This window comes from Leptolyngbya sp. Cla-17, from assembly GCF_016807185.1.
In the GTDB taxonomy this organism is placed as follows: Bacteria; Cyanobacteriota; Cyanobacteriia; order Leptolyngbyales; family Leptolyngbyaceae; genus ULC077BIN1.
The window spans coordinates 928,518-953,039 of the sequence record NZ_JAEVYN010000001.1 but is presented as its reverse complement, the minus strand read 5'-3'; the positions used below and the strand labels follow the sequence as shown (position 1 = coordinate 953,039).

Annotated in this window: 24 protein-coding genes; 9 read left to right on the top strand and 15 right to left on the bottom strand. The window is 43.8% G+C overall.

Annotated features, from left to right (window positions below; translation table 11 throughout):
• The first annotated feature begins 51 nt into the window (after positions 1 to 51).
• The 3 genes from JOY44_RS04340 to JOY44_RS04330 all read left to right on the top strand — a co-directional run bounded on the left by JOY44_RS04340 (position 52) and on the right by JOY44_RS04330 (position 2,998).
• A complete protein-coding gene (locus JOY44_RS04340; protein WP_171572483.1) occupies positions 52 to 1,365 on the top strand; it encodes a response regulator in 1,314 nt (437 codons plus the stop codon).
• A gap of 301 nt (positions 1,366 to 1,666) precedes the next feature.
• A complete protein-coding gene (gene puuE, locus JOY44_RS04335; RefSeq protein ID WP_171572482.1) occupies positions 1,667 to 2,578 on the top strand; it encodes an allantoinase PuuE in 912 nt (303 codons plus the stop codon).
• 177 nt (positions 2,579 to 2,755) lie between these two features.
• Positions 2,756 to 2,998 carry a hypothetical protein gene (locus JOY44_RS04330; protein WP_171572481.1) on the top strand — a complete coding sequence of 81 codons (243 nt, stop codon included), beginning with the start codon at positions 2,756 to 2,758 and terminating at the stop codon, positions 2,996 to 2,998.
• 95 nt (positions 2,999 to 3,093) lie between these two features.
• Here JOY44_RS04330 and hisG read toward each other — a convergent pair whose 3' ends face one another.
• The gene (hisG, locus tag JOY44_RS04325; RefSeq protein ID WP_171572480.1) at positions 3,094 to 3,738 is read right to left on the bottom strand and encodes an ATP phosphoribosyltransferase; all 645 of its coding nucleotides are present in this window, start codon (positions 3,736 to 3,738) and stop codon (positions 3,094 to 3,096) included.
• Positions 3,739 to 3,924: 186 nt separating this feature from the next.
• Here hisG and rppA point away from each other — a divergent pair, with 186 nt between their 5' ends.
• Both rppA and JOY44_RS04315 read left to right on the top strand, forming a co-directional pair.
• Positions 3,925 to 4,611 carry a two-component system response regulator RppA gene (gene rppA, locus JOY44_RS04320; protein ID WP_171572479.1) on the top strand — a complete coding sequence of 229 codons (687 nt, stop codon included), beginning with the start codon at positions 3,925 to 3,927 and terminating at the stop codon, positions 4,609 to 4,611.
• Positions 4,612 to 4,772: 161 nt separating this feature from the next.
• Positions 4,773 to 5,234, top strand: coding sequence for a hypothetical protein (locus JOY44_RS04315; protein ID WP_171572478.1), 462 nt, complete (start codon positions 4,773 to 4,775; stop codon positions 5,232 to 5,234).
• A 114-nt stretch (positions 5,235 to 5,348) separates the two neighbouring features.
• Here JOY44_RS04315 and JOY44_RS04310 read toward each other — a convergent pair whose 3' ends face one another.
• The 7 genes from JOY44_RS04310 to JOY44_RS04280 all read right to left on the bottom strand — a co-directional run bounded on the left by JOY44_RS04310 (position 5,349) and on the right by JOY44_RS04280 (position 14,324).
• Positions 5,349 to 7,136 (bottom strand): glycosyltransferase family 2 protein, encoded by a 1,788-nt coding sequence (locus JOY44_RS04310; protein ID WP_171572477.1) that lies wholly within the window; start codon positions 7,134 to 7,136, stop codon positions 5,349 to 5,351.
• Positions 7,137 to 7,186: 50 nt separating this feature from the next.
• The gene (locus JOY44_RS04305; protein WP_171572476.1) at positions 7,187 to 8,173 is read right to left on the bottom strand and encodes a glycosyltransferase family A protein; all 987 of its coding nucleotides are present in this window, start codon (positions 8,171 to 8,173) and stop codon (positions 7,187 to 7,189) included.
• Positions 8,170 to 9,153 carry an NAD-dependent epimerase/dehydratase family protein gene (locus JOY44_RS04300; protein WP_171572475.1) on the bottom strand — a complete coding sequence of 328 codons (984 nt, stop codon included), beginning with the start codon at positions 9,151 to 9,153 and terminating at the stop codon, positions 8,170 to 8,172. Before JOY44_RS04300 ends, JOY44_RS04305 begins: the two co-directional genes overlap by 4 nt.
• A gap of 33 nt (positions 9,154 to 9,186) precedes the next feature.
• Complete coding sequence (locus tag JOY44_RS04295; protein ID WP_197984951.1) at positions 9,187 to 10,530, bottom strand: UDP-glucose dehydrogenase family protein; 1,344 nt, start codon at positions 10,528 to 10,530, stop codon at positions 9,187 to 9,189.
• Positions 10,531 to 10,553: 23 nt separating this feature from the next.
• Positions 10,554 to 11,519, bottom strand: a complete 966-nt coding sequence (locus tag JOY44_RS04290) for a hypothetical protein (RefSeq protein WP_171572474.1) — start codon at positions 11,517 to 11,519, stop codon at positions 10,554 to 10,556.
• A gap of 207 nt (positions 11,520 to 11,726) precedes the next feature.
• Positions 11,727 to 13,418 carry a hypothetical protein gene (locus JOY44_RS04285; protein ID WP_203031931.1) on the bottom strand — a complete coding sequence of 564 codons (1,692 nt, stop codon included), beginning with the start codon at positions 13,416 to 13,418 and terminating at the stop codon, positions 11,727 to 11,729.
• Between the two features lie 171 nt (positions 13,419 to 13,589).
• A complete protein-coding gene (locus JOY44_RS04280; RefSeq protein ID WP_171572472.1) occupies positions 13,590 to 14,324 on the bottom strand; it encodes a class I SAM-dependent methyltransferase in 735 nt (244 codons plus the stop codon).
• A gap of 399 nt (positions 14,325 to 14,723) precedes the next feature.
• Between JOY44_RS04280 and JOY44_RS04275 the strand changes: the two genes are divergently transcribed.
• Positions 14,724 to 15,527, top strand: a complete 804-nt coding sequence (locus JOY44_RS04275) for a class I SAM-dependent methyltransferase (protein WP_171572471.1) — start codon at positions 14,724 to 14,726, stop codon at positions 15,525 to 15,527.
• Between the two features lie 182 nt (positions 15,528 to 15,709).
• Here JOY44_RS04275 and JOY44_RS04270 read toward each other — a convergent pair whose 3' ends face one another.
• The 7 genes from JOY44_RS04270 to JOY44_RS04240 form a co-directional block, all read right to left on the bottom strand.
• Positions 15,710 to 16,957 carry a hypothetical protein gene (locus tag JOY44_RS04270; protein ID WP_171572470.1) on the bottom strand — a complete coding sequence of 416 codons (1,248 nt, stop codon included), beginning with the start codon at positions 16,955 to 16,957 and terminating at the stop codon, positions 15,710 to 15,712.
• A gap of 115 nt (positions 16,958 to 17,072) precedes the next feature.
• A complete protein-coding gene (gene rffA, locus JOY44_RS04265; RefSeq protein ID WP_171572469.1) occupies positions 17,073 to 18,212 on the bottom strand; it encodes a dTDP-4-amino-4,6-dideoxygalactose transaminase in 1,140 nt (379 codons plus the stop codon).
• Entirely contained in the window at positions 18,200 to 18,820 is a 621-nt protein-coding gene (locus JOY44_RS04260; protein WP_171572468.1) for a class I SAM-dependent methyltransferase, read from the bottom strand. Before JOY44_RS04260 ends, rffA begins: the two co-directional genes overlap by 13 nt.
• 138 nt (positions 18,821 to 18,958) lie before the next feature.
• Positions 18,959 to 19,360, bottom strand: a complete 402-nt coding sequence (locus tag JOY44_RS04255) for a DMT family transporter (RefSeq protein WP_197984950.1) — start codon at positions 19,358 to 19,360, stop codon at positions 18,959 to 18,961.
• Positions 19,361 to 19,472: 112 nt separating this feature from the next.
• Positions 19,473 to 20,240, bottom strand: coding sequence for a class I SAM-dependent methyltransferase (locus JOY44_RS04250; RefSeq protein WP_171572467.1), 768 nt, complete (start codon positions 20,238 to 20,240; stop codon positions 19,473 to 19,475).
• Entirely contained in the window at positions 20,237 to 21,169 is a 933-nt protein-coding gene (locus JOY44_RS04245; RefSeq protein WP_171572466.1) for a glycosyltransferase family 2 protein, read from the bottom strand. The genes JOY44_RS04250 and JOY44_RS04245 overlap by 4 nt, the downstream gene beginning before the upstream one ends.
• A gap of 19 nt (positions 21,170 to 21,188) precedes the next feature.
• Positions 21,189 to 22,004, bottom strand: coding sequence for a phytanoyl-CoA dioxygenase family protein (locus JOY44_RS04240; RefSeq protein WP_203031930.1), 816 nt, complete (start codon positions 22,002 to 22,004; stop codon positions 21,189 to 21,191).
• A 467-nt stretch (positions 22,005 to 22,471) separates the two neighbouring features.
• Between JOY44_RS04240 and JOY44_RS04235 the strand changes: the two genes are divergently transcribed.
• Genes JOY44_RS04235 through JOY44_RS04225 form a run of 3 tightly spaced genes read left to right on the top strand, consistent with a single transcriptional unit; the run spans position 22,472 to position 24,511 of the window.
• A complete protein-coding gene (locus JOY44_RS04235; RefSeq protein WP_171572464.1) occupies positions 22,472 to 23,164 on the top strand; it encodes a WbqC family protein in 693 nt (230 codons plus the stop codon).
• Between the two features lie 49 nt (positions 23,165 to 23,213).
• Positions 23,214 to 23,849 (top strand): class I SAM-dependent methyltransferase, encoded by a 636-nt coding sequence (locus JOY44_RS04230; protein WP_171572463.1) that lies wholly within the window; start codon positions 23,214 to 23,216, stop codon positions 23,847 to 23,849.
• A complete protein-coding gene (locus JOY44_RS04225) occupies positions 23,846 to 24,511 on the top strand; it encodes an acetyltransferase (RefSeq protein WP_171572462.1) in 666 nt (221 codons plus the stop codon). The genes JOY44_RS04230 and JOY44_RS04225 overlap by 4 nt, the downstream gene beginning before the upstream one ends.
• Positions 24,512 to 24,522 lie beyond the last annotated feature (11 nt).

Genomic DNA, 24,522 nt, shown 5'->3' with positions numbered 1-24,522 from the left:
CTCTACATTTCGTGAACTAGCAATGCTGACCTTACAGTCTTGAAAGCAACCATGGACGCTCCCAAAAACCTCGTTGGATCTCAAAATTTTGATATTTTGATTGTTGACGACACTCCAGAAAATATTCGCTTTCTGTCTACGATGCTTGTAGAGCAAGGCTATCAAGTTCGTAAAGCCTTAACTGGAAAAATGGCGCTGACTGCGGCTCAAGCCACTGTTCCTGATTTAATTCTGTTAGATATAACCATGCCTCAAATGGATGGTTACGAAACGTGCAAACTGCTCAAACAAAATGAAAGCACTGCCTCAGTGCCAGTCATTTTTTTGAGCGCACTCAATGATGTAGTGGATAAGGTAAAAGCTTTTCAAGTTGGAGGTGTTGACTTTATCTCAAAGCCTTTTCAGTTTGAAGAAGTTTTGATGCGAATTCAAACCCATCTGCAAATTCAGGTCCTGCAACTTCAACTACATCTAAAAAATACTCAACTTGAAAAATCTTTAGATAGCTTAAAGCAACTGCAAACTCAACTACTTCGCAAGGAAAAACTGTCGGGTTTAGGGCAATTAGTTGCAGGCGTTTGTCACGAAATTAATAATCCTGTTAGCTTTATCGCAGGTAATCTTAAGCCTGCTAATGAATCCATTCAACTATTGATTCAATTAATTACTGCCTATCAGAAAGAATATCCAGAACCCAGCCCAGGCATTCAAGCATTACTTGAAGAAGCTGAGCTAGATTTTTTGGTTGCTGATTTACAAAATATTATGAGATCAATGAGAACAGGCGTTGATCGTATTAGTTCGATTGTTCTGGCATTGCGCATTTTCTCGCGGTTAGGAGAATCAGACATTAAATCAACGAATATTCATGAATGCATTGATAGTACTTTACTGTTACTCCATCATCGCTTCGCTGAAAAACCTACAATGCCGGATATAGAAATTATTAAAAATTATGGTGATCTGCCTTTAATAACCTGCCATTCAAGCGAAATGAATCAGGTGTTTTTGAACTTATTAACCAATGCGATTGATGCCTTACATCAAAAATCTACTCATTTCAATGCAGTCCATGAAACCCCAACGATTCAAATCACAACAGAGCTAAAGTCTCCAAAACAAGTTGTGATTCGCATCAAAGACAATGGAATTGGAATTTCAAGTTCGGTAGAAAAACATCTATTTGAACCTTTTTTTACGACAAAACCAGTTGGACAAGGAGTTGGCTTAGGGCTTGCTACCAGCTATCAGATTGTTGTTGAGAGGCATAAAGGAAACTTGAGCTATTCTGCGGATGAAGGCACAACAGAATTCATTATTGAGATTCCCACTACCTTGTCGGATAGCCTGTCGTCTGAGGAGTAGCTATTCTCATTCATTTGGGGCAATTAATAGAATTCACATGAAGTAGTCTAAATCTAAATCTCAAAGAAAAAAACCCGGCAGCCCCCCGCCGGGTTAGTTGCACTTGAGCAACTGTCTATATATTTAATCTACGCGCTGTCATCTTTTTAGTCCTCCTCAAAGAGTATGAGTTATCTGGATGATCTGACTAATTCAGTTGGGCTAATGGGAGGATGACAATTTGATCAGGTTCTATCCATAGGGAGATAGTTCTACAAAACTTTTCGACAATTGCTCAAGTAATTAGAAAGGAACGGATGCGATGTCTAGAGACTATCCAAGAGATATGGTGGGCTATGGTGGCAATCCTGTTCATCCCCAATGGGCTAACCAGGCACGAATCGCCGTACAGTTTGTGATCAATTACGAAGAGGGCGGAGAAACCTGTATTTTGCACGGTGATCAGGCTTCCGAAACGTTTTTGTCTGAAATTGTGGGTGCGGTTCCTCTAATGGGTTTGCGGCACATGAATATGGAATCATGCTACGAGTATGGCAGTCGGACAGGGTTTTGGAGATTGCATCGACTGTTTACACAGCGCCAGATTCCGGTGACGATTTTTGGGGTGGCGATGGCGTTGGCGCGGAATCCTGAGGCAGTAGCAGCAATGAAAGATGCAGACTGGGAGATTGCCAGTCACGGCTACCGCTGGATTGATTACAAATATTTTGGTGAAGCAGCAGAACGGGAGCATCTCCAGAAAGCGATCGCAATTCATACAGAAGTGACCGGCGATCGCCCTCTGGGCTGGTATACCGGACGCACCAGCCCCTTTAGCCGTAAGCTCGTTGTAGAAGAGGGCGGCTTTTTATATGATGCCGACAGCTATGCCGATGATTTGCCATACTGGACGACCGACTATGGCAAGCCGCATTTAGTAATCCCCTACACTTTAGATAACAACGATATGCGCTTTGCTTCTGCCCAAGGCTTCAACTCTGGCGATCAGTTTTTTGCTTATCTGCGAGATGCCTTTGATGTGCTGTATGAAGAAGGTGAAATCGCACCCAAAATGATGAGTGTAGGGCTACACTGCCGCTTAGTTGGCAGACCCGGACGTGCCGCGGCTCTGGCGCGATTTTTAGATTATGTGCAACAGCGCGATCGTGTCTGGTTATGTCGCCGCATTGATATTGCAACCCATTGGCATCAACATCATCGGTTTGAGGGCTAGTCATTGGGCTTGCAGGGACTTCATTGCGAAGCATGAGAGCGCTTAGCCAAATCTATTATTGACATAGAAAACGCTACCGTGTAAATTGTCTGTATTGTTGACGAGCTGCTAGCGCTGGCAATTCTGCAATTAGACTTTTGTTCACCCCCATTTCGCCTTGCTAAAAGGTGTCCATTTATGCCGAAAAATTCTCTAAAAACGACTGCGTCTGCTCCCATTGAAACTCTCCCTGAGGCACCCTTAGGCGATCGCGAATCTTTAAAGATTTTGATTATTGGCTCTCGTCGGGGCGTAACAGGCACCATTCAAACTCTACATCGGCTCCGATTTGCCGAAGTGAGAGAATGGAGTCCGCTAATTCCTACTGCCACTTCAGGCGAAGTGATGAGTATTCTTTCCCGCTACATTTTGGCAGAGTGAGAGGACGGAGAAAGGTTTCAGGGAAAAGATTTTGGGTTTAGAGGAGCATGTCGTACCTTTCCCCTTTTTTCCTGACCCCTGATTCCTCCCCTTACTCAAACTCCCGTTAATACCCGCGATCGCACTTGCTCGATTACCGTCTGAATTCCATCTGCATTCAATCGATAGCTCAAAGGATGGGCAATTAGCCGCGCCGTACTGTGATATAGCACATCAATTTCAACTAAGCCATTTTCTTTCAATGTGCGCCCAGTAGACACTAAATCGACGATCGCTTCCGCCATTCCGGTAATCGGTCCCAATTCCACCGAGCCATACAGCGGCACAATTTCTACAGGTAAATCGAGGGCATCAAAATATTCCCGCGCACACTGCACATATTTAGATGCAACCCGTCCGTAGAGCGGTAATTTCAAAGAGGAGCGGTAGGGGCTAGACTCTTTCACGGCTACAGACATGCGACATCCGCCAAAGCCCAAATCTACGACATGCGCCACTTGCGGCGTTTTCTCTCGCAGCACATCGTACCCTACTACGCCGAGCTGCGCTTGCCCATATTCTACATACACAGGCACATCTTGTGCCCTGACCAACAGCGCTTTGGCAGTTTCCGTTGGGTCTGAAATCTGGAGTTGGCGATTGGATTTATCTAAAAAAGCACTGAAGTCTAAGCCAATGGACTGAAACAAGCGAATGCTGTCATCTAAAAGTGCGCCCTTGGGCAAAGCAACAGTAATCATAAGGAAAGGGTGAGTTACGAAGGTCGAATGATGAGTAGCGTTTGGGTAGTGTCTCCGCAGAGTCGCGGCAAATGACGTTTCTTGAATGCTCGATAGGGCTACAGGGCAAATGACTGTACGCTATATTTTATCCCGCTATCTACTGCTCTCTACTTCGTATTTTGCACTTCGCACTCCATACTTTTTATGCGTATTCTCTTGGTTGATGATGAAGTGGAAATGACAGATCCTCTAAGCCGTTTGCTGATGCGGGAAGGATACGAGGTAGATGTTGCTTATGAAGGCGATCGCGGCAATCAACTTGCTCAAGAGAATCAGTATGATCTGCTGATTTTGGATTGGATGCTGCCACAAAAAACGGGTCTAGAAGTATGTCAAGCGCTGCGATCGCAGGGCAATATGACCGCAGTGTTATTTCTAACTGCCAAAGACACGGTTGATGATCGGGTTCAAGGTCTAGATGCTGGAGCAGACGATTACCTGATCAAGCCATTTGAGTTACGAGAGCTGCTGGCTAGAGTACGGGCACTGTTGAGACGACCCACCGCGGCTTTGGAGCCTTCCACACGACGGCTACAGGTTGGCGATCTAGAGCTTGATCCTGAAAACCAACTTGCGTATCGTGGCAAACGCGAAATTGAGCTTTCTGAAAAAGAAGCTCAACTGCTCGCCTACCTGATGCGATCGCCCAACCAACTTCTCACCCATGAGCAAATCTATCAACACATTTGGGGAGAAACCGAAAAACCAACGAGCAATACTCTGGCTGCGCAAATTCGCCTGCTGCGTCGCAAAATTGAGCAAGATAACGAATCACCGTTAATTAGTACGGTTTACGGCAAAGGCTATCGATTCAGTTGTTGTACTGCTTAAGTTTTTGGCTATGTAGCGATCGCAACCATAAAGTGGAATTCATCTACACAATCCTTGAATAATGCTCAACAAAAACAGCAGATATATACTCTACGAGGGCTGCAACAATCTTCACTGGGATGATATGCTTCCCCTCGTAGAATTTGAAATGAGGGAAACTAATGAATACATACACTTCTGAAGAAACAGCAGCCGTCATTAAAGCGGTTACATTGGCAGGCATGGCAGTCTCGATCGCCGATATGGGCATCGTTTCGACCGCCATCGAAGCCGGAGCCTTAGCTCAAGAGGTTGTGGGTGCCGCTAAAAAATATCCCACCAACAGCATCGTGCAATCGGTATTTTCAGCAGAAGCAGTTAAAAGCAACTCGCCCAAGGCCCCCGAAGGCATGACTCCTGACAACTTGATTGATATGGCAATGACGGCTATTAATGATGCGGTCTCGATCGTCACAGCCAAGGCAACCCCAGCGGAAGTGCAAGAATATAAGCAATTCATTTACACTGCTGCTGAACATGTAGCAAGTGCAGCTGGTGAAGGACTGTTTGGTACAGGCTCAAATAAAGTCAGCAATAAGGAAGCCGCTGCGCTGACCAAACTAAAAGCAGCTTTGGGCGTTTAAGCAACTATCAAAAAGCAGCCAGGTTTCGACTTTGCTCAATTCTCAAACCGCTCGATTGCTAATGCGGCTGAGTTGAGAAAAACGAAACCTGCGCTGATGATACAAATATTAGATCTAAAGCTCAAACATGACTTCATCCCTAGATAGGTTGGGATTGTAATAGGGATCATTGTGGTTTAATTGCTCAAAGTAGAGCTGCCACTTATTATTTAGGGTTTCCCATTCTTTGGGTTGCAATCCTGCTTGCCGACTCGCAGATTCATAGTGCACCAATTGGGCGTAAGGAGTCACAACCTGTCGATAGCCTGCTTGATGGGACTTGAGGCATAAGTCTACATCGTTGTAGTTGAGCGGGAACACTTCATCCATGCCGCCCAGCTCATTGTATAAACTGCGCCGCATCATTAAACAGGCTGCGGTCACAGCCAGATAGTTGCGGTTGACTAGATTAGAAAGAAAATAACCAGGATGGTCGCCTGCTACCTGATGAAAGGCATGTCCTGGATTACCGCCTAGCACCATTACACCCATATGCTGCACGCTACCGTTTGGATAGAATAACTTAGCTCCAACAGCTCCAACTTCTGGCTGTTGGGCAAATTCTAGCATCGACTCAAGCCAGTCTGGCGTGAGAACTTCCACGTCGTCGTTTAGCAGCAGAATAAATTCGCCTTGAGCGTGGGCAACCCCTAAGTTAATGCGCTGAGCAAAGTTAAAGGAATCGGCGCAACGCACGAGGTGGAGATCATTGCCTGAGATCGCCTGCACAATCCGCTCCGGCACGTCATAGCCATCGACCACAACAATTTCAATATTGCGATAAGAACTGCGATCGCGAATGCTGTGGATACAAGCTTCCAACAAGCAGCGATCTGCCTCGGTTATCAACGTTTTTCCCGCACTCGGAATGACAATGCTGATCAAAGGATTTCCCTGAATTTCGCGCCGAATCCGATAAAATCCTTGACGAGGACCTGCCTCTACTCGTCCGGGATAGTCACTCCGAATTAGCATGTCTTCCAATGCGCGACGGGCTGCCTCATATGCCCAGGGCTTTGCATCTGAACTAGAGGTAACCGATGCCGGAATCACGCGCCAATGATACAAAATCTTGGGAATATGATAAATCTGCTGGGTATGTTCTACTATACGCAGCACCAGATCGTAATCTTGAGAGCCGTCGTATCCTGCCCGAAATCCACCGATCGCCCGAATTAAACTGGTGCGATACACTCCTAAATGGCAGGTATACATGCAGGAGTGAAAATAATCAGGCGACCAGTCTGGTTTAAAGAACGGATCATGGCGATCGCCTTCAACACTCAACTTGTCTTCATCGCTGTAAATAAAGTCGGCATCAGGATGCTGGTTAATCAGCTTGGCATTTTCAAATAAAGCATCGATCGCCAATTCATCATCGTGATCTAGCAAGGCAAGATAGTCACCTGTCGCCAGTTCTAGAGCGGCGTTACTGGTCGCGACAATGTTGCCGTTGTCTGCGCGAAAAACAACCTTGATCCGTGGATCGAGCTTGTTGTAATGGAGTAGTAATGGCTGAATGTGCGCCGCACTTGAGGCATCATCGGCTATGCACAACTCCCAATTAGGATAGATCTGATTTCGCACTGACTCGATCGCTTTAGTCAGCCAGACTTCCTCAACGTTATACACGGGCAGAATCACCGAAAAAGTGGGGCGGTGCTGCCACTGAGCCATTTCGCGACTAGCATTCGCCAAGCCCGTTGGGGTCAGTTTTTGACGAGCCATCCACTCCTGATAATTCAGCCGTTTGCTCGCTTTGACGACCGTGCGATCAACCAAAAAACGAAATAATCCCCGCGTTCCCCGCTCACGCCAAACCCGATAAAGCTTGCCGAACTTTTTGACAATTGAGAAAGGCACAGTTCTAAATCTCACGAATAACGAAAAAACTGCCAACAAATCCACTGCAACTAGGAGATCAGTGCATCACCTGCATCAACTTTTATTCCAAGCTGTTGCTTTAGCTTTAGCCAACGCTTTCTAACCTTCCAAGCTTTACTGGTTTGCACTGTTGTCACAATTGTGTGCAATCGGCTGTGGACTTGGTGGACTTCGTTGTGAGCCTCGTGCAATTGACTGTGAACCTCGTGCAATTGACTGTGAGCCTCGTGCAATTGACTGTGAGCCTCGTGCAATTGACTGTGAACTCCATGTACTTCTCCTCTCAATTCAACAAGCTGTTTGAATAAAGTGCCGATATGGTTGAAGTAAAGTTGGGGATGATTTTGAAAAATTTGTGTATAACTTTTAACCCAATGCTCTTGGGTCATCTGCTGGCTTCTAGAGTTTTCCACTTCCCGATGAAAGTAAAGCACTTCAGGAATATAAAATACATCTCTGCCTAATTCAAGGATGGCTAGCCAAAAGTCGTAATCTTCCCATCCCCACACCATATTTTCGTTGTATCCACCCGCTCTCTCCCAGTCGGCTTTGCGATAAAGGCTGGAGTTAAAAATCATATTTCCTAACAAAATATCAGGAAATTGATAAGGAGGCAGATCAAAACTGCCAGTTTTTGCACCAAATAGTTCGGCTTGAGCATACACAATCCCCACTTCCGGCTGTGATTCTAAAATCGGAACGGCTTTTTCGAGATAGGTAGGCCCAATGCGATCATCTGCATCAACAGGCAAAATGTATCGTCCTTTTGCCTGTTGAATGCCCAGATTCCTAGCCGCCGAGGGACCCTGGTTGTCGGTATGAATCACTGAAACGTTCGGCTTTTGATAGTGCTTGAGAAGCCGAACAGTTTCTATGTCAGTTGAACCATCGTTGATGATGATGATCTCAACCGGGGTAAAAGTTTGAGCAATTACGCTTTCTACTGCTTCTTCAATAAATTGACCCTGATTAAAACAGGGCATAATTACAGAAACGATAGGAGGCAAATCGCTCATACGGTGCTAACAAGAACTTGCTTTTTCGCCATCTGATCGTAGATCCAGCGGAAGGTTTTCTCCATACCCGCTTCCAACTGAATATGAGGCTGCCAACCTAATAGTTCTTGAATCAGCGTATTATCACTGTTACGACCATTTACGCCCTTAGGTGCGGCAAGGTTATAGCGCCGCTTTAGCTTAATTTGAGCGATGTCTTCCACAATATCAACCAGTTGATTGATTGTGACCAATTGGCTGCTGCCTAGATTGAGCGGCTCAGCGATCGCGCTTGCCATAATATCTAGCGTTCCTTTCACACAGTCGTCAATGTACATGAAACTGCGAGTCTGATTGCCATCACCCCAAATTTCAATTTCGTGCGTTCCAGCCAGTTTTGCTTGAATCACCTTACGACAAATTGCAGCAGGAGCCTTTTCGCGACCGCCATCGTAAGTGCCGTGGGGTCCATAAACGTTGTGATAGCGGGCAATACGACTGATTAGTCCAAAATCTTCGGTGTAGTGACGACACATTCGTTCACTAAACAGCTTTTCCCAACCGTATCCGTCTTCAGGCATGGCGGGATAGGCATCTGACTCTTTCAATGCCACTACGTCTGGCGTTGTTTGACGGTAGGCAGGATAAATACAAGCGGAAGATGAGAAGAAAAACCGTTTGACTCCAAATTTTTGGGCTGCCATCAGCAGATGCGTGTTGATCAAAACAGTCAGCATGCATAGGGCTTTGTTGTTCTCAATAAAACCCATGCCACCCATGTCAGCCGCTAAGTTGTAAACTTCGCTGGCTCCGTAAAGCGCCCGCTCACAGGCAGTTTTTTCTGACAGGTCGAGCTGCAAGTTATCTGCTTCGGATGAAACTTGATACCACTCGTCTAGCGGTTTTATATCAACTGCTCTAACAGGGCGATCGCCCTGCTTCAATAAAGCTCGAACCAAATGACCACCAATAAAACCACCCGCACCACAGACTACAATCATATTGGGCACTCCTCACTACACTCACGAATTCAATTAAACAGTCGATGGACCTACTCCAAGCGCCAAGTATTCACACACGTGAGAAAACTGGCTGCGGTCTAACACACGCCAACAATCCAACAGTAGCTTAAGCTTAGTTGAACTGTTAGCGGATGCAAAATCCGCTGGCACAAGCGTTTGGAACTCTTTGGAAGACGTAGTGATGACGACTGCATCCGCTCGTTGAACGCAGTCCTTAGCAGAATCAGCATAGTCCGGCTGAGTTCCTAAGATCTGTCGGACGTTATCTAACGCTAGTGGATCGTAGAGAATAACTGAAAACCCTTGAGAGAGTAGCTCTTTTGCCAAAGCTAGCCCTTGCGATTGCTCAATGACATTAGTATCGGGTTTATAAGAAAGTCCTAAGATGCCGACTTTTGAGTTTGGCGTAAGTCTGGGCAACAAATGGTTGGCTAAACGAGAAGCTTGTTTTCGGTTAATTTCGTCGGTTGCTTCGGCGATCGCGGGGCTTGCGCCTACAGAATGTGCGATAAGAGCAAAAGCAACGTTATCACGGGGAAAACAGGGGCCGCCGTATCCGGTTGCACCTTTAAGATATTTTTTGCCAATGCGTGAATCTTGACCGATGGCATTTGTCACAACATCCACATCTGCACCAGGAATCCGTTCGCACATTTCGCCCAGCATGTTGGCATAGGAGATTTTAGTGGTAACAAACGTATTGACTGAGATTTTCGCCAATTCTGCATTCACCAAGTTCATGTGAGAAACGGGTGGATTGCCGTTGCTCAGCTGCAAATAAATCTCTTCAAGCATCGCGCCAGACTTCGGATCAGATTCGCCAATCAAAATGAAATCTGGATTAAGCATGTCATGGATGACATTCCCTAAGGCAATAAACTCAGGACTGTAGCAAAGCCCAAACCCCTCACCACAAGTTTTTCCTGATGCCGTCTCTAAAGCAGCTTTAATTTCACTACCCGTTGCCCCTGGCATAACGGTGCTAGTAATAACAACCAGGTGAAAGGTAGTCTTATGCCGAATACTTTTGCCAATTGGGTCAAGCACTGAGTGAATGTATTTCAGTGAAAAACCGCCGTCAGATTCGCTAGGAGTTGGAACGATGATGAAAGTTACGTCTGAATGCGCGATCGCATCAGAATAGTCGGCAGTCGCTCTAACGCGCTCCCGATTTCGATGTAGCATTTCATCCAAACCTGGCTCCTGCACCGGAGCTTTTCCTGCATTAATCTGGTCAATTGCGGATTGATTTATATCTACACCAATAACGGTAAAGCCTTTTTCAGCAAGGCAAGCAACCATCGGCACACCCAATTTACCCAAACCAATCACGGAAACAACACGTTTCTCCGCCACTTACCCACACTCCTCACTGCAACTTACTCATAAGACGATGGTTTACTTCGTCTTAACCCTTTTAATCTGGAGACGATTCTAACAGGAATTCTCAACAGTTTTGAGGGAACCGTACTCAATTGATCCCCAGAGCGTAGAAGACTCAGAAGTGTTTTGTACAGCAACCTAAGTTTTGGACGTGCGAGGGAAAGCATATCCAACCGTCGATCAAGACGTTGCCAACTCAATAAAGGTTTCCGCAATCCTTGGGGTGTTATTTGACAATCTGCCAAATCTAACATGAAGTAGGTATAGTGCTCGCCGCCCAGCAATTTTAGATTATTCTTAGCTTCCTCTCCCAAAAAGACTCCTTTTTTTCCGTCCGGGTGGTGATTGTAATCGTGGTTTTGGTGTATTGCCACAATGGCTTCAGTTGCGTCTATGAGGGGAATATTCAGATTTAAAGCTCTGTAAAGCATCCAATTATCCCAGCACAAGCGTCCAATAGCGAAAGGAGGAATAGAAGTGTAAGTATCGCGTGGAAAAACAAAGTAGTCCATCGCTTGGGGGCCTTCTAATCTACCCAAGGTCAGTGCGCGATCACGTAACTCCTCTGCCCAGCTAGTATTGGGCGCGATCGCTTCATTGAAATCCAGATTCCATCGTTGTCCGGTCATCATAAATTGCTGAAATGGAATCTGCTGAATCGTCGTCATGAAATCATTCAACAAGATAATGTCTGCATTTACATAGGCAAAAAGCGGCTCAACACCAACCCGTTGAGCAATCTCAAATATAGAACTCAGCAATGGCGTTCCGTATTCATTGCGCTCTATACCTGAAACATGCTTGACACCGAATTCTTTGGCAACCTCGGCAGTCCCCTCATCATCTCCCAGCAGAATGATTTCAGGTTTTGGTTCTAGCAACGTCCAGCTAGTAATGGCATTCCGCTGAATTTGATCAAACTCTCCACGAAAAGCTTTTGGAATCGCAAATAACGTCAGCATCTAATTTGCCGTTCAATACACAACACCACCCACACATAGCTACATTAAATCAAAAATCAAAAGAAGGCTATTAGATGTTCAGATTATGCCCTAATTATGAAAAAAGCTCCTAACGGTGCCTGAGCCAGGCTACTTTCTTATTCACCGGCTATCAATTAAATCTGTAAGAAAGTGAAAAACTGCTATGAGAATAGTTTCTAGTCTTGATTAGGTTCGGCGATATAAACGCAGCGTTAATGTGCGGCGATCTCGTACTCCGCCTGAGTAACGGTCATAAATCAGCGGATAAGCCTTTATTGGGCGATAAGGGTTATTGGGCTGACGAACCCAGTTTTGCACCGCTTGATAGACTGGGGCATGAAAAGGATGAATGTATAGGTAAGACTGGAGAATACTAACGGGTTCATCAAAAGCCAAAACGACCTTGCATTGAGCCATTTTTTTGATGTAATCATTAATTGCAGTATCACTGGGTATAGAGATAATTCCATCAAAAAACTTTGCATACGGAATCAAACCTTGCTTGCTTAGCATGTAATAGCGCATGCTGCCATAATTTGTGTCATCCGAAACCATGTAGCAGTCTTCTGGTGTTAACATCTGCTGCAAATCAGCGCCAACCTGAGCGACAGATGCCCGATTCTGTATTCCAGCTTCCTGATATTCCGGCAACCAGTAGGAGGAATACATATAACTCACTCCAACAACTATTGCTATAAAATATGAACCTGCTACTATCAACGGCATCATCTTATAACGCTGTGACACCCACAAGAAAACTGGCACTAAGGCTAACCAAGAAAAGATCCAAAGCAACAAATAATAAAGGGTGCCAGAAAACTGATCTTTGACAGCACTCGTCGCAACAAAAAGGAAATAAATGCTTGCCAACCCTAAATAAACAAGCAGGCGGTCATCGACTCGACGCAGCTTAAACCAAGCAATTCCAAAAGATAGCAGTCCTCCTCCCAAAAACAACCATCCTTCAATTCCCATATGTACTGAAAACAATATCCAGTAATGACTAAATTCAGAAGCAAAAGTACGGTTTAAGTTGCTCCATTTAGGTCCTTCCACGAAAATACTTACGTATATATAGGAAATTGTATTGCTCAGTCCGCCTAAAAATAGCCAGGGAGACATCAACACAAAGGGGAATAAAACCCAAAAACTCGTCAGGACAGTGGAGCGAATTTTCTTTCGGTTTATCAGTAGCAGATAAAGATAGGTTAAACCTACCATCATCAAAATCATCGGGGTATAGGTTGCTTTTGCTAAGATTGCCAAAACCAAGAAGGCACCTGCCCACAGCCAAGTTGCGCGAGTCAGATGACGACCTTTTTCAATGACTGGTACAAGTGCCCAGAGTAGCAACACATAACAAAAGACATTAGGTCGTTGATCAGCGATATAAAAACGTTCATCTGTAGAACTACCAAACAGCATTCCATTTGGCAGGTGATTTGATAAAGAATGAAACAGGATTGCCCGCAGGCTCACGCTCAGAATAGGCAGCAGTGCTGTGACTAAAACCGCTGCCCAGCCGAGTATAGTGCCGCCCCGCCGCCGCAAGACCCAAAACATTAATAACAACAGCAGAAATGTTGGCCAAAATCGAATGGTGTAACTTTGCCATTCCCCAACGCCAAATATTGCTTGTGAAAGTAGTAAAAGAGCCATCCATAAGGGATAGCGGCTATAGATCAATTCGTAAATGACCGAGGTTGGCGCGGCTGTACCATTTCCGTTTTTCAGTTGCAGCAGGATGCGTTTAGATTCTTGCATATATAACGATACGCCATCGTTAATTGGAGGGTTGGACAACAGCCCAAAGTGATTTGAAAACCAGATTTCTGCGGCGGTTAAAAAAATGGCAAGAAGAGCGATCGCGCAAATCACCTTAATTCCAGGAAAATCAGATTTCAATGCACCAGGTTTTGACGTACTTAGCATATGAGAGAATCTATTTTATAAATGGCATCACAAATTGAAAGGCGCACTTAAAAAGCTAACCAGATATTTATTAGGAGTGTTAGTGCTCTGCGACCAGAGAGCTTCTTTTGCTTTTAATTAATGCTTAGATAAAGAAAAGCAAGCAGTGATTGATGTGCCTGGCAAACCTAGAAAATGAGTGTAATTGGTAACTGTTAAAATATAGGAGATTAATGAATGAATCCGTTTGCTTACTCCTTCAGGAGCTTTCATCTCAATGGCTCTTTTTTGACCTGTCTTTGTGATGAGTCTTGCGGGTAAGTAAAGCAATTGAAAAAAGTAAAAGTTCCAGACAAGTTGCCAATTAAGTTGTTGAGATAATCTCTCAATCATGCTGATGCTATACCGCCGATAATGCCCATAAAACTCATCGTAGTTAGACCATAACTCAGGGCAAGCTGGAACCGTAATAATTACGTGAGTCAAATTAGGGAAAAGTGCAACTAAATCTTTTAAGAAAATGCCCGGATCGGCAATATGCTCAACTACATCTAGCAGGAGAAGAAGGCTATACCGATTGCGTTCTATTTCAGGTAAATCTTCTGCTTTCTTCCCAACATAAATATATTGATCCATATTTTTAAGAGGTCGAGCTTCAGCAGGCTCAACTCCAAAGCAATTAATTGCTTTGCTTCTTAAATACTTCACAGTGATGCCACACCCACATCCCACGTCCAAAATAGCCGCATTTTGCTTTGATAGCTTTCGGAGGTGTTGTTCGAGTAATCTGTTTCTTGCTAAATGCCACCAGTGATTTTCTACTCCTTCTGGATAACAAAGCTGATATTGATCGTCTCGAAATTCTGTTTTCATAGAGCTTTCTTAATACAGCGATCGCTTTAACTGAGGATGGCAGGATTTCCATAGATTAACTGAGATCCTGCATCAATCTCAATAAGAGATTGCGAAAAAGGCAAAAACCTGAAAGCGGAGGTACAGTCCCAGTCTCAAGTAGGCAGTTTTAGGAACCTATGCCTTACGCGAGGCACAGCTCTACTTTAAACGTCTACAGGTGGTTACAGGCGTCTGTGCCTTGCGTAGCAAGTACTAATCAGCACCAATGCTTTATCCAGTAGGTTTCAGAAGGCTTAAAAGCATTCCTTGTCGCAATGCACGCAAGTGAAAAACGATTTTCAGCATAAGACGGAAAATGATAACCTGATACTTTATTTGACTTCTGGGTAACTAATCATTGATGAATTATTGACTGTTATGAGCCAAAATGAAATTTTACGGAAAGAACAAGAATTTCACGATCAGTGGGCATCCATTATTGACGTGGACGGCATCCGTGTAGCAGATTATTTTGAAGCCTGCACTGCACCTGAAAATCGCTTTATTTTGCAGCAATTAGGCAATATGAATGGAAAATATCTGTTAGATCTGGGCTGTGGAGCAGGTGAAAATAGTGTTTATTTTTCTAAACTTGGGGCAGAATGCGTGGCCTCGGACTATTCCCCTGGCATGGTGGAAGTAGCGCTGAAACTGGCAGAAAAAAATAGTGTTCAAGTAAGGGGAAAAGTAATCAATGCAATGGATATTGATTTTCCCGACAATACTTTTGATATTGTTTATGCATCCAACCTGTTGCATCATATTCCTAATCCAAAACTCACCATTCAGGAAATGCACCGGGTGCTGAAACCAGGAGGAAAAGCATGTTTTTGGGATCCAATGAAACATAACCCGGTGATTAACATCTATCGCCGAATGGCAACTGATGTCCGAACAGAAGATGAGACACCTTTAGATTTTGAAATTGTTAATTTTGTGAAATCTCAATTTTCACACATAGATTACGACACTTTTTGGATTGCAACTCTGTGGATTTTTCTTAGTTTTTATTTAATTGAGAAAGTAAATCCTAACGACGAGCGTTACTGGAAAAAAATTATCACGGAGCAAAAACGTCTTGCACCCACTTATCAGCGCTTAGAAAACTTAGATGTGATGCTTAAGAAAATTCCAGGGATGAAACGTATGGCGTGGAATTTGGCAGTAGTAGCAACAAAGTAGATCTTTGAGCTAAGTGAATTAATTTTTCCATTCTTGGTGTGATGGATTAACCAGCATTCTAGAGTTTAGCAAACAGCTAGAGTCTATGCCTTACTTGTGTAGATCGCCTGTGCTTTTGAGTGAATAAAAACTATCTAGTCACGATTATCCTAGCCTCATCAAAACTTAAGGCACTTAAAAACTTAATGTTGCACCATAGTTGGAGCAATGACGGTTTCTGAGAGTGTGTGTTGGTTTAGCCCCCAATTTTCATCGTTGAACAGGATAGGCTTGCCAAGCTGTTCCATGAGCCGGGCGATCGCATCTAGTTGCTCCATGGTGAGCTTAGGAATTCCTAAGGATGATAGTCGATTGTCGAGAACTTGCGATCGCTCAGCTTCAGGTGTCCAGCCTGAGGAATGCTCAATATGGTAAGCCCGCATGTCATTATTCAAAATTTCTTCTTCAATTCCGGCATAGTGAGCCGTATAAAGAAGAATAGAATCTAAATGAAACGAATACATTTCCCACTCTGCATAACCTCGAATCGCAAACCAATCGGCTTTGGATAAGAGAGTAAAATCACCGCTGGTGTTTGTGTGCAGCTTGGCGTAAGGCAAAGGTTGTGTAGGCGGCAAGGTAATGATATCTGCTGCTGGTTCAGGTGGAATGGGAAGGGGTTGAGCCGTTAATAACTCCCGTTCGACTAACCAAAGTTGAAAGTCTTTAGGTAGAAAATTCAGAATGGTGTCTCTAACCGATGTTGGCAATAGCTGTTTATAGATTTGCCTAACCTTGGCAAGCTTTAACGTAGTTGACTCAGGCATCTTTTCGTACCACTTTTGGTTTAGAGGTACAGAGATAGCATCCTGTGGAACTTGCTCGATTTCAGGTATTTCAACTAATTTCTCTTCAATGCCATCTTTGTGGTTGATCCGAATGATTGAGCGATCGCAGTAAACAAACTGTTCCTCGATTGAGCTTTCCAAGGGGACTTCTGAAGCGACATCATAGCGATCAACTCGGTAAGATTTTCCTGGCTGCAACTGACGCGAGGCTAGAAACTCAAATAAAGCATCAGAAAACAGCAAATCGATATTAGTTGCTAAAACAAACTCTCCTGTTGCACGACGAATGCCAACGTTTTTTGCAATCATTTGAAACAGCGGCAAAGACGCAGAGTGCCGTAGCTGATGATGAAGCTCATTGGGCACTTCAATGACGCGCACAACGCAGGGACTATCACCTATCTCCCAACTCAACGCTTCTGAAAGCCTTAAATTATCTGTGGGTGGATTCCACTCCACAATGATTAGTTCAATTGGTACTTGATAGCGGCGTGCCTGAGTGATCACTCCATTAATAAATATCTGCATTCGGCGCAGCATGTTGCCACCGTGGTTGTCATTACGAGCAGCTGCAACAATGGATAGATAAGGAGCGCTAGTCATACTTTCTATTTTAAGAACCCACTGAAATAAATCGAACGCGATCCAGTCAGAATGAAATCGTAACTCTTGCAGGGATTATCATAAGCCAAAATCGGACGCCGCAAACAAGCGATGTTTAAGCTGCCAAATAATTGATGGCTGCTTGAATAACTTGGTTCACATCATTATCTGTCATGCCAAACCATAAGGGAAGTCGAACTAGACGTTCACTGAGCGCTTCAGTATGAACTAAATCAGCAGTTGATCGCCCATATTTTTTGCCTGCTGGAGAAGAGTGCAACGGGATGTAATGAAATACGGTTTGAATTCCTTGTTGTTTCAGTGCGTCTATAAATGCAGTTCGGGTTGCCAAACTAGGCAATAGTAGATAATACATGTGAGCATTATGTTGGCAATGCTGGGGCACAATCGGACGGCGAAGTTTGTTTTGAGCCTCTAAATCAATAAAGGCTTGATGATATTGATGCCATATTTCTAGACGGCGTTGGGTAATGCGATCGCACACTTCTAATTGCGCCCACAAAACCGCTGCGTTGATATCGCTGAGCAAGTAGGAAGAACCCACATCCACCCAAGTATATTTATCAACCTGACCTCGAATAAATTGGCTGCGATTTGTTCCCTTTTCCCACAAAATTTCTGCTCGTTCTGCCCACCCAGGATAATTCACTAATAATGCGCCGCCTTCACCCGATGTGAGATTTTTTGTCTCATGAAAGCTGAGGGTTGCTAGTTGTCCAAAACTGCCAAGTGGCTTGCCTTTATAAGTAGATGAAATTGCTTGGGCAGCATCTTCAACCACCCAAAGTTGATGCTGTTGAGCAATTTCCAAAATAGCATCCATCTCGCAGCCCACGCCTGCATAATGAACAGGGGCGATCGCCTTTGTATTTGCAGTGATCGCCGCCTCAATTTTAGATTCATCCAAATTCAGCGTATCCGGGCGAATGTCAACAAACACTGGGATTGCTCCACGCAGCACAAATGCATTGGCTGTGGAAACAAACGTATAGGAGGGCATGATCACTTCATCCCCCGGCTGCAAATCCATCAAAATTCCTGACATCTCCAACGCTGCTGTGCAAGAAGTTGTTAAAAATGCCTTGTTGCAATAGATGTTCTTTTCTAACCAGGATTGGCAATGTTTGGTAAACCTCCCATTTCCAGAAAGTTGCCCACTGTCAAGCACCTGCTGAATAAATAGGATTTCATTACCAGTAATCGCAGGTCGATTAAATGGAATTACTTTGTGCATTCTAAGATGATGTGAGTGTAGGGAATCCGTAGTAAATCATGGCGGATACTAACGACGACATCTTTTGAGAATACTTGGGAAACAATTTTTGTATAGCCATCTTGATCACGAACATTTTGCCCGCGATCGCGGGTTAGCAAGTAGTGAGCAATAGGGGATTGTCCTGTTAAGTAGCAGCCATCAAAAGTAATCAACCGACCACCTGGTTTCAATGCGGCTTGAGCTAAACGACAAAGCTGTAAGGCTTCTATATCGTCAAGGTGATGCAAAACACCCACTGCCAAAACTAGGTCAAACTGGGAATGCTCGGTTATGGCTTGTGTACTAACCTGCTTGCAATAGAACGTTGCGCGATCACCGTATTGCTCCTGAGCGGCTTGAATATATTCCTCGCTGGCATCAAAGCCGACATAGTCTACTGCTGGCAAATAGGGCACCAATACGCCCGGTCCACAGCCAATATCCAAAATGCGATCGCCTTGTCGAGGGCGAATGTGATCTTTAACAAATCTTTTGCGCCCAGATGCCCCACCAATTAGTTGCCCAAATAAGCGATAAGCAGTGGGAATAGACAAAACCGAACGGATTCCTTGGTTAACTTGAGGCATTACAATGGTCTACAACTTTTTAGCAATAAATTAAGAGTGAGGAAACTCCAGGGGGAAATCGCTGAATTAAATCACTGCCCCTCATAACGCGAGAATTCTTCCTAGGGCAGCAGTTACTTTGGCAAGTTGGTCAAGCCGTCACGTCTGACTACCAATGATAATTCCAGCCATAATTAGTCCCATACCAATAATCCTAGGTAGCGTGAGTGACTCTTTAAAGAAAATCGAGCTTAACAGCACAACTAACACGAAGGTAGAACTGATGAAAACTGGGTAGGCGTAGCTCAGGGGCAATTTAGCCATGGCTGCAATCCAAGCTAAACTGGCAAAAAAAGCACCTATAAATGAACTTATCACCCACGGGTTAAGCAGTAACCGAAAAATAAACCAAAGTTTATCAACAGTATTAGTTGGAAATGCCCCTGCGGCGTTAACCTGCCATTTATTTATAATCTGACCATATACCGTGAATACAACAGTTAAAAATACGTAAAAATAGCTCGAAACTTTAGCCGACAACATCATATTCAATAAATCCACTGAATTAAAACCTACTTTTGGACATCAAAGATTACAATTCTGCATTTTTCAAGATAGGCCAATAGTGACTAATTCGAGCAATAAAGAATAGTTGGCAGCTCAACATGCATTCCTATAGTTTGGCTTCTGCATATAAAATTAGCGCGTAAGGATGGTTCAAGTTCGACTTTTGCAACAGATAAAAGGGATACATTACAGCTTCATTTAAAATTAATTTCAGCAGAAATGGAAAACTGGTTTTGAATAAAACGCGGCGATCTCCTGACGCTTGAGTTCTCTGTTGTATCGTGCTTTTTAGCTTTTTTTGCTCTGCTTTTTCAACTAAAAAATTAGACAAAGGCAACAGCCAGTTTGAAAGAGGGTAAGTCAACCCGGCCAGATGAATTTGAGAGAAATTAAACTGCTCTAATTTTTGCTGCATATCTGAAGAGGTGTATCTTCTGTAATGCCCAGCAATTTCATCTTCGATACCCCAATGCTTCGGAGAACCAGGAACAAAAAGAATCATTCTTCCTCCTGGCTTCAGCATTTGCCGACATTTGTTGAAGTAACAAGACTCCTTGAAGTCATCTAAATGCTCCAAAACCAGGCAGGAGATAACTAAATCAACTTTGGAGTCTTGATTTGCGCTAAACCAGTCCTCATTGTTGACATTGTATTGACACTGGTCAATTGCTGCTTGATTTAGATGGGTTGCTTTTTTAACTACGCTGGGGTTCAAGTCATAACCCGTCCCCCGCCAGCCCAAATCGAGCAAAAGTTTTGAGATATACCCCTGTCCACAACCCACTTCAATAAACTCTCCGCATTTAAGCGATCGCAACCGTTCTTTGAGATACATCTGCTGCAAAATATTACCGGGTGGTAGCGGTATGTTCATGCTTCGATCCCATCTACAATCTGCTTATCGATAACATACTGAGGGCGGTTTTTCACTTGCTCAAAAACCTTGCCAATATAAAGCCCAGTGATGCCAGTGCTAATGATGGTAAAACCACCAATAAGCAGAATCAACACTGACAGACTTGTCCAACCAGGCAGAGAACCGTGTATTAGATATTGATAAACATAATAAATTGCTAGCAAAATTCCTAAAAAAGCCACAATAAAGCCTAAGTAAACAATAGACTTAAGCAGGGCTGTTGTTTGAAAGAATATTCCATCAAAAGCGTGTTTGAAAAGTTTGCTGAGGCTATAGGAACTTTTCCCGCTGTATCGTTGAGTGTGATTATATTCAATGGCGGTGGTTCTAAACCCAAGCCATTGCAGAATAAATAAATAGTGGCGGTTTACGTCGTTCATCGTGAGGTAGGCGTTTACCACCTTTTTTGAAATAATGCTGAATGTGCCGTAATTCCCCTCCAGCTTATTTTGAGAGAGCAGATTCAGCACTCGGAAATAGAGTTGTGCGGTAATTTTCTTAAACAGAGAATGTTGCCGTTGAATTCGTTTTGCCAACACAATGTCGCAGCCAGAGATTGCTTGCTCATAGAGAAAAGGAATCTCTTCAGGAGGATCTTGCAAGTCGCAATCCATGACAATCACCCAGTTGCCAGAGCTTTGAGCTAGCCCCGCTGTAATGGCAGCATGTTGACCAAAATTACGGCTCAGGCGGTAGACTTTTACTGTTTTATCTTGTCTAGCAATTTCGGTTAATACGTCCCAGGAGTTATCTCTACCGCAGTCTTCAACAAAAATCATCTCGAAGCTTGGTACTAAAGACTTTAAAACTGTTTTAAGCCGTTTATACAGTGCATTCAAACAGTCGGCACAGCAGTAAACCGGAACAACAACACTAATTTCAATCATGCTAATTGCCTCTGTTCACCTATCCCTGACCACTTCGGTATAGTCGCTCTGATTCTGGACGGTAGTATTCATCAGGATTACAGGGCAAACGGGTATAGTATCCGAGCAATTGTTGAGTTCTAGGTGCTTGCGCCATTATCACCTCGCTGCTGAGCGATCGCACATAGTCTACCTGCTGCTTAAAATAGGATCGGGTAAACTGATGGTTGATTGCTAAACGATCTTGCCCAGAAGTATTGACACCAGCAGCATGCCACAGGGTTGAATCAAACACTAACATCGAACCGGCGGGGCAAACAGCGGCGATCGCATTTTCCTGCATATACTCTGGGTCGAGTGATTCCAGCTTTTGATGGCTGCCTGGAACAACCAGCGTTGCGCCATTATTGTCGGTAAACTCATCAATGGCAAAGAAAATATTGATGGATGCAACATACCCATTTAGCACTCTGCGAAAATCTTGATGAAATTGATTTTGGAATACTTTGGGTGAGCGGTCGCCAGGAAAAGAAGGCAAGATAAACCCATTTTGCAAGTGAAGAATAGCCGTATTAGAAACAGTTTGATCAATAATCTGGAGAACTGCTGGAACCTCTAAAAACCTGAAGAAGTAAGAATCATACCTCGTCATGAAGCGTAAAACGCCCAATTCTCCTGCCTGATTCAGGCATTCTGCCCCAATTCCAGAAACAATCTGCTCTTGCACTTTATACAGAGCGGTTCGAGTTGCTTCTAAAAAGTAATCATCCAAAACGTCTTCAACAATTGCATACCCTACACATTTCAGCGCTTCTAACGTTTGTTTCAACCAGTGCTTATTGCTATTTATACTCACTCGCGGCATTGTGCTCCTTTTTCTGCCCATTAAGCGACATAATCGCTAAGCTAAACTCCACTTTTCCACGGCCGTTATCTCCACATAGCATAAACGCTTACTGAGCAGATTCAAACCTATGAGCGTATGAGTACTGGCAAAATTTTAGCCGCCTTTAGAAATGCCAATCCTAACAAATCTATTTATTCCAACCTAGGAAATTCCGTCGTCTGACTTTACATAGCCAGAGTGATAGTCAACACTCAACTTTTCCTAATTCTTGAGTTTGGAAATGCTGTAATTCTTTTATGGTTATAGCGGCTAACCCAGGTTTTGTTATAATCCTTTGCGTTTCTCTTGATCGACAACATGGTTAACATACTTTCTTGATCAATTTATTCCCCTACAATCTTGCGATTACTTCAACTCCCTAAGTTCCTAAAAAAATCTGCATATCAGACGTACACACAATTAGATCAAATCGTCTAATGAAGAAACTTGCCGTTGTTCAATCCAACTATATTCCGTGGAAGGGTTATTTCGATCTAATTGCTGCTGTAGATGAGTTCATCCTCTTTGACGATGTGCAATATACCCGGCGCGATTGGCGTAACCGGAACCAAATCAAAACACCACACGGTATACAATGGCTCACGGTCCCTGTCAAAGTGAAAGGAAAATACTATCAAACTATTCAGGAGACAGAAATAAACGATACCAACTGGACAGAAAATCACTGGAGGGCGATCGCCCAAAATTACTGTCGTACACCGTATTTTGAAGAAGTCGCAGCTTTATTTGAGCCGCTCTACCAACACCAGCACACACACTTATCAGTACTCAATCGCAAGTTTATTGAAACCGTATGCGATTATCTTGGCGTCACTACTAAAATTAGCAATTCTTGGGACTATACTCTGGTTGAGGGAAAGACTGAGCGTTTGGTCGATCTTTGCATACAGACCAACAGTACCGAATACATTTCTGGTCCCACCGCCAAAAATTATACTGACGAAAGCCTCTTTGCAAAGTGCGGTGTCCAGATCACGTGGTTTGACTACTCCAACTATCCAGAGTATCCGCAACTTTGGGGTGAATTTACCCACAATATTACCATTCTCGATCTGCTGTTTAACTGTGGACAGAAAGCACCCGCTTACATGAAGTATGTTCGGTCATGAAACCCTTTGAAAACCAAGCAACGCCATTACCCAATTGTGTGACAGGTTTATGGAAAACAAGATTGCTGATCTATTAGCAAACGTATCTCAATACTATTCAGCTAAGCTAGCCAAACATGGGGAAACTCCACGAGGTGTCGATTGGAATGGTGAAGAAAGTCAAACGTTGCGCTTCCAGCAACTAAGCAAAGTGATCCGTCCACTTGAAGGCTTTTCGCTCAACGATTTAGGGTGTGGCTATGGAGCTTTATGCGAGTATTTGGGCAGGTCTTACCAAAGCTTCACTTACAATGGCTATGACGTATCTGACAAAATGATAGGCGCTGCCCAAGTTCGCTATACCAACAGTTCCAATGTTCATTTCACTGTTGCCGCTGAACCACAAAAAATTGCGGATTACGGAATTGCTAGCGGCATTTTCAACGTCCGTCTTGAATACGGCAACAATGAGTGGCGCGATTATGTGGAGGCTACCCTCGACGTTCTAGATCGCACCAGCCGTCATGGCTTTGCTTTTAACTGCCTGACTTCTTATTCAGACGCAGACAAAATGCAAAATCACCTCTACTATGCCGATCCTTGCGTTTTATTCGATCTTTGTAAAAGACGATATTCGCGCAATGTAGCCTTATTTCATGACTATGGTCTTTATGAATTTACAATCTTGGTAAAAAAGCATTCATGAAACAGCCCCTCGTTATTTTTGGTTCGGGAGACATTGCTCAACTAGCTCACTATTATTTCTCTACAGACTCAAACTATGAAGTGGTAGCTTTCACAGTCGATGCAGCACATATCACTGCAACTGAATTTTGCGGATTGACTATTGTACCGTTTGAACAGGTTGCCAACGCTTACGCTCCTGCGACGCATGAGATTTTTGTAGCCTTGAGCTACTCTAAGCTCAATCAGCTTCGTAAAGAGAAATATCTTGCCGCAAAAGCCTTGGGCTACCGACTTGCTAGCTACGTTAGCTCCTCTGCAACAGTACTAAATAATGGCAATATTGGTGACAACTGCTTTATTTTTGAAGACAATACGATTCAACCTTTTGTCACAATCGGTAGCAATGTGACATTGTGGAGCGGAAATCACATTGGACATCATTCAATAATTCATGATCACTGCTTCATTGCGTCACACGTTGTCATATCAGGCGGTGTGGAAATTCATGAATCCTGTTTTATTGGTGTCAATGCTACTCTGCGAGACCACATTAAAATCGGTGAAAAATGTGTGATTGGTGCCGGAGCGTTGCTCTTAGCTGATGCTGAACCAGAAGGGGTTTATATTGGTCAAGCAACTGAGCGATCGCGGGTGCCGAGTACTCGGTTGAAAAAGATCTAGGGAGTTCATTG

Coding starts and splice junctions, on each gene's coding strand:
- JOY44_RS04340 (WP_171572483.1), top strand. CDS start 52: ATGGACGCTCCCAAAAACCTCGTTGGATCTCAAAATTTTGATATTTTG.
- puuE (WP_171572482.1), top strand. CDS start 1,667: ATGTCTAGAGACTATCCAAGAGATATGGTGGGCTATGGTGGCAATCCT.
- JOY44_RS04330 (WP_171572481.1), top strand. CDS start 2,756: ATGCCGAAAAATTCTCTAAAAACGACTGCGTCTGCTCCCATTGAAACT.
- hisG (WP_171572480.1), bottom strand. CDS start 3,738: ATGATTACTGTTGCTTTGCCCAAGGGCGCACTTTTAGATGACAGCATT.
- rppA (WP_171572479.1), top strand. CDS start 3,925: ATGCGTATTCTCTTGGTTGATGATGAAGTGGAAATGACAGATCCTCTA.
- JOY44_RS04315 (WP_171572478.1), top strand. CDS start 4,773: ATGAATACATACACTTCTGAAGAAACAGCAGCCGTCATTAAAGCGGTT.
- JOY44_RS04305 (WP_171572476.1), bottom strand. CDS start 8,173: ATGAGCGATTTGCCTCCTATCGTTTCTGTAATTATGCCCTGTTTTAAT.
- JOY44_RS04300 (WP_171572475.1), bottom strand. CDS start 9,153: ATGATTGTAGTCTGTGGTGCGGGTGGTTTTATTGGTGGTCATTTGGTT.
- JOY44_RS04290 (WP_171572474.1), bottom strand. CDS start 11,519: ATGCTGACGTTATTTGCGATTCCAAAAGCTTTTCGTGGAGAGTTTGAT.
- JOY44_RS04280 (WP_171572472.1), bottom strand. CDS start 14,324: ATGAAAACAGAATTTCGAGACGATCAATATCAGCTTTGTTATCCAGAA.
- JOY44_RS04275 (WP_171572471.1), top strand. CDS start 14,724: ATGAGCCAAAATGAAATTTTACGGAAAGAACAAGAATTTCACGATCAG.
- JOY44_RS04270 (WP_171572470.1), bottom strand. CDS start 16,957: ATGACTAGCGCTCCTTATCTATCCATTGTTGCAGCTGCTCGTAATGAC.
- rffA (WP_171572469.1), bottom strand. CDS start 18,212: ATGCACAAAGTAATTCCATTTAATCGACCTGCGATTACTGGTAATGAA.
- JOY44_RS04260 (WP_171572468.1), bottom strand. CDS start 18,820: ATGCCTCAAGTTAACCAAGGAATCCGTTCGGTTTTGTCTATTCCCACT.
- JOY44_RS04250 (WP_171572467.1), bottom strand. CDS start 20,240: ATGAACATACCGCTACCACCCGGTAATATTTTGCAGCAGATGTATCTC.
- JOY44_RS04245 (WP_171572466.1), bottom strand. CDS start 21,169: ATGATTGAAATTAGTGTTGTTGTTCCGGTTTACTGCTGTGCCGACTGT.
- JOY44_RS04235 (WP_171572464.1), top strand. CDS start 22,472: ATGAAGAAACTTGCCGTTGTTCAATCCAACTATATTCCGTGGAAGGGT.
- JOY44_RS04230 (WP_171572463.1), top strand. CDS start 23,214: ATGGAAAACAAGATTGCTGATCTATTAGCAAACGTATCTCAATACTAT.
- JOY44_RS04225 (WP_171572462.1), top strand. CDS start 23,846: ATGAAACAGCCCCTCGTTATTTTTGGTTCGGGAGACATTGCTCAACTA.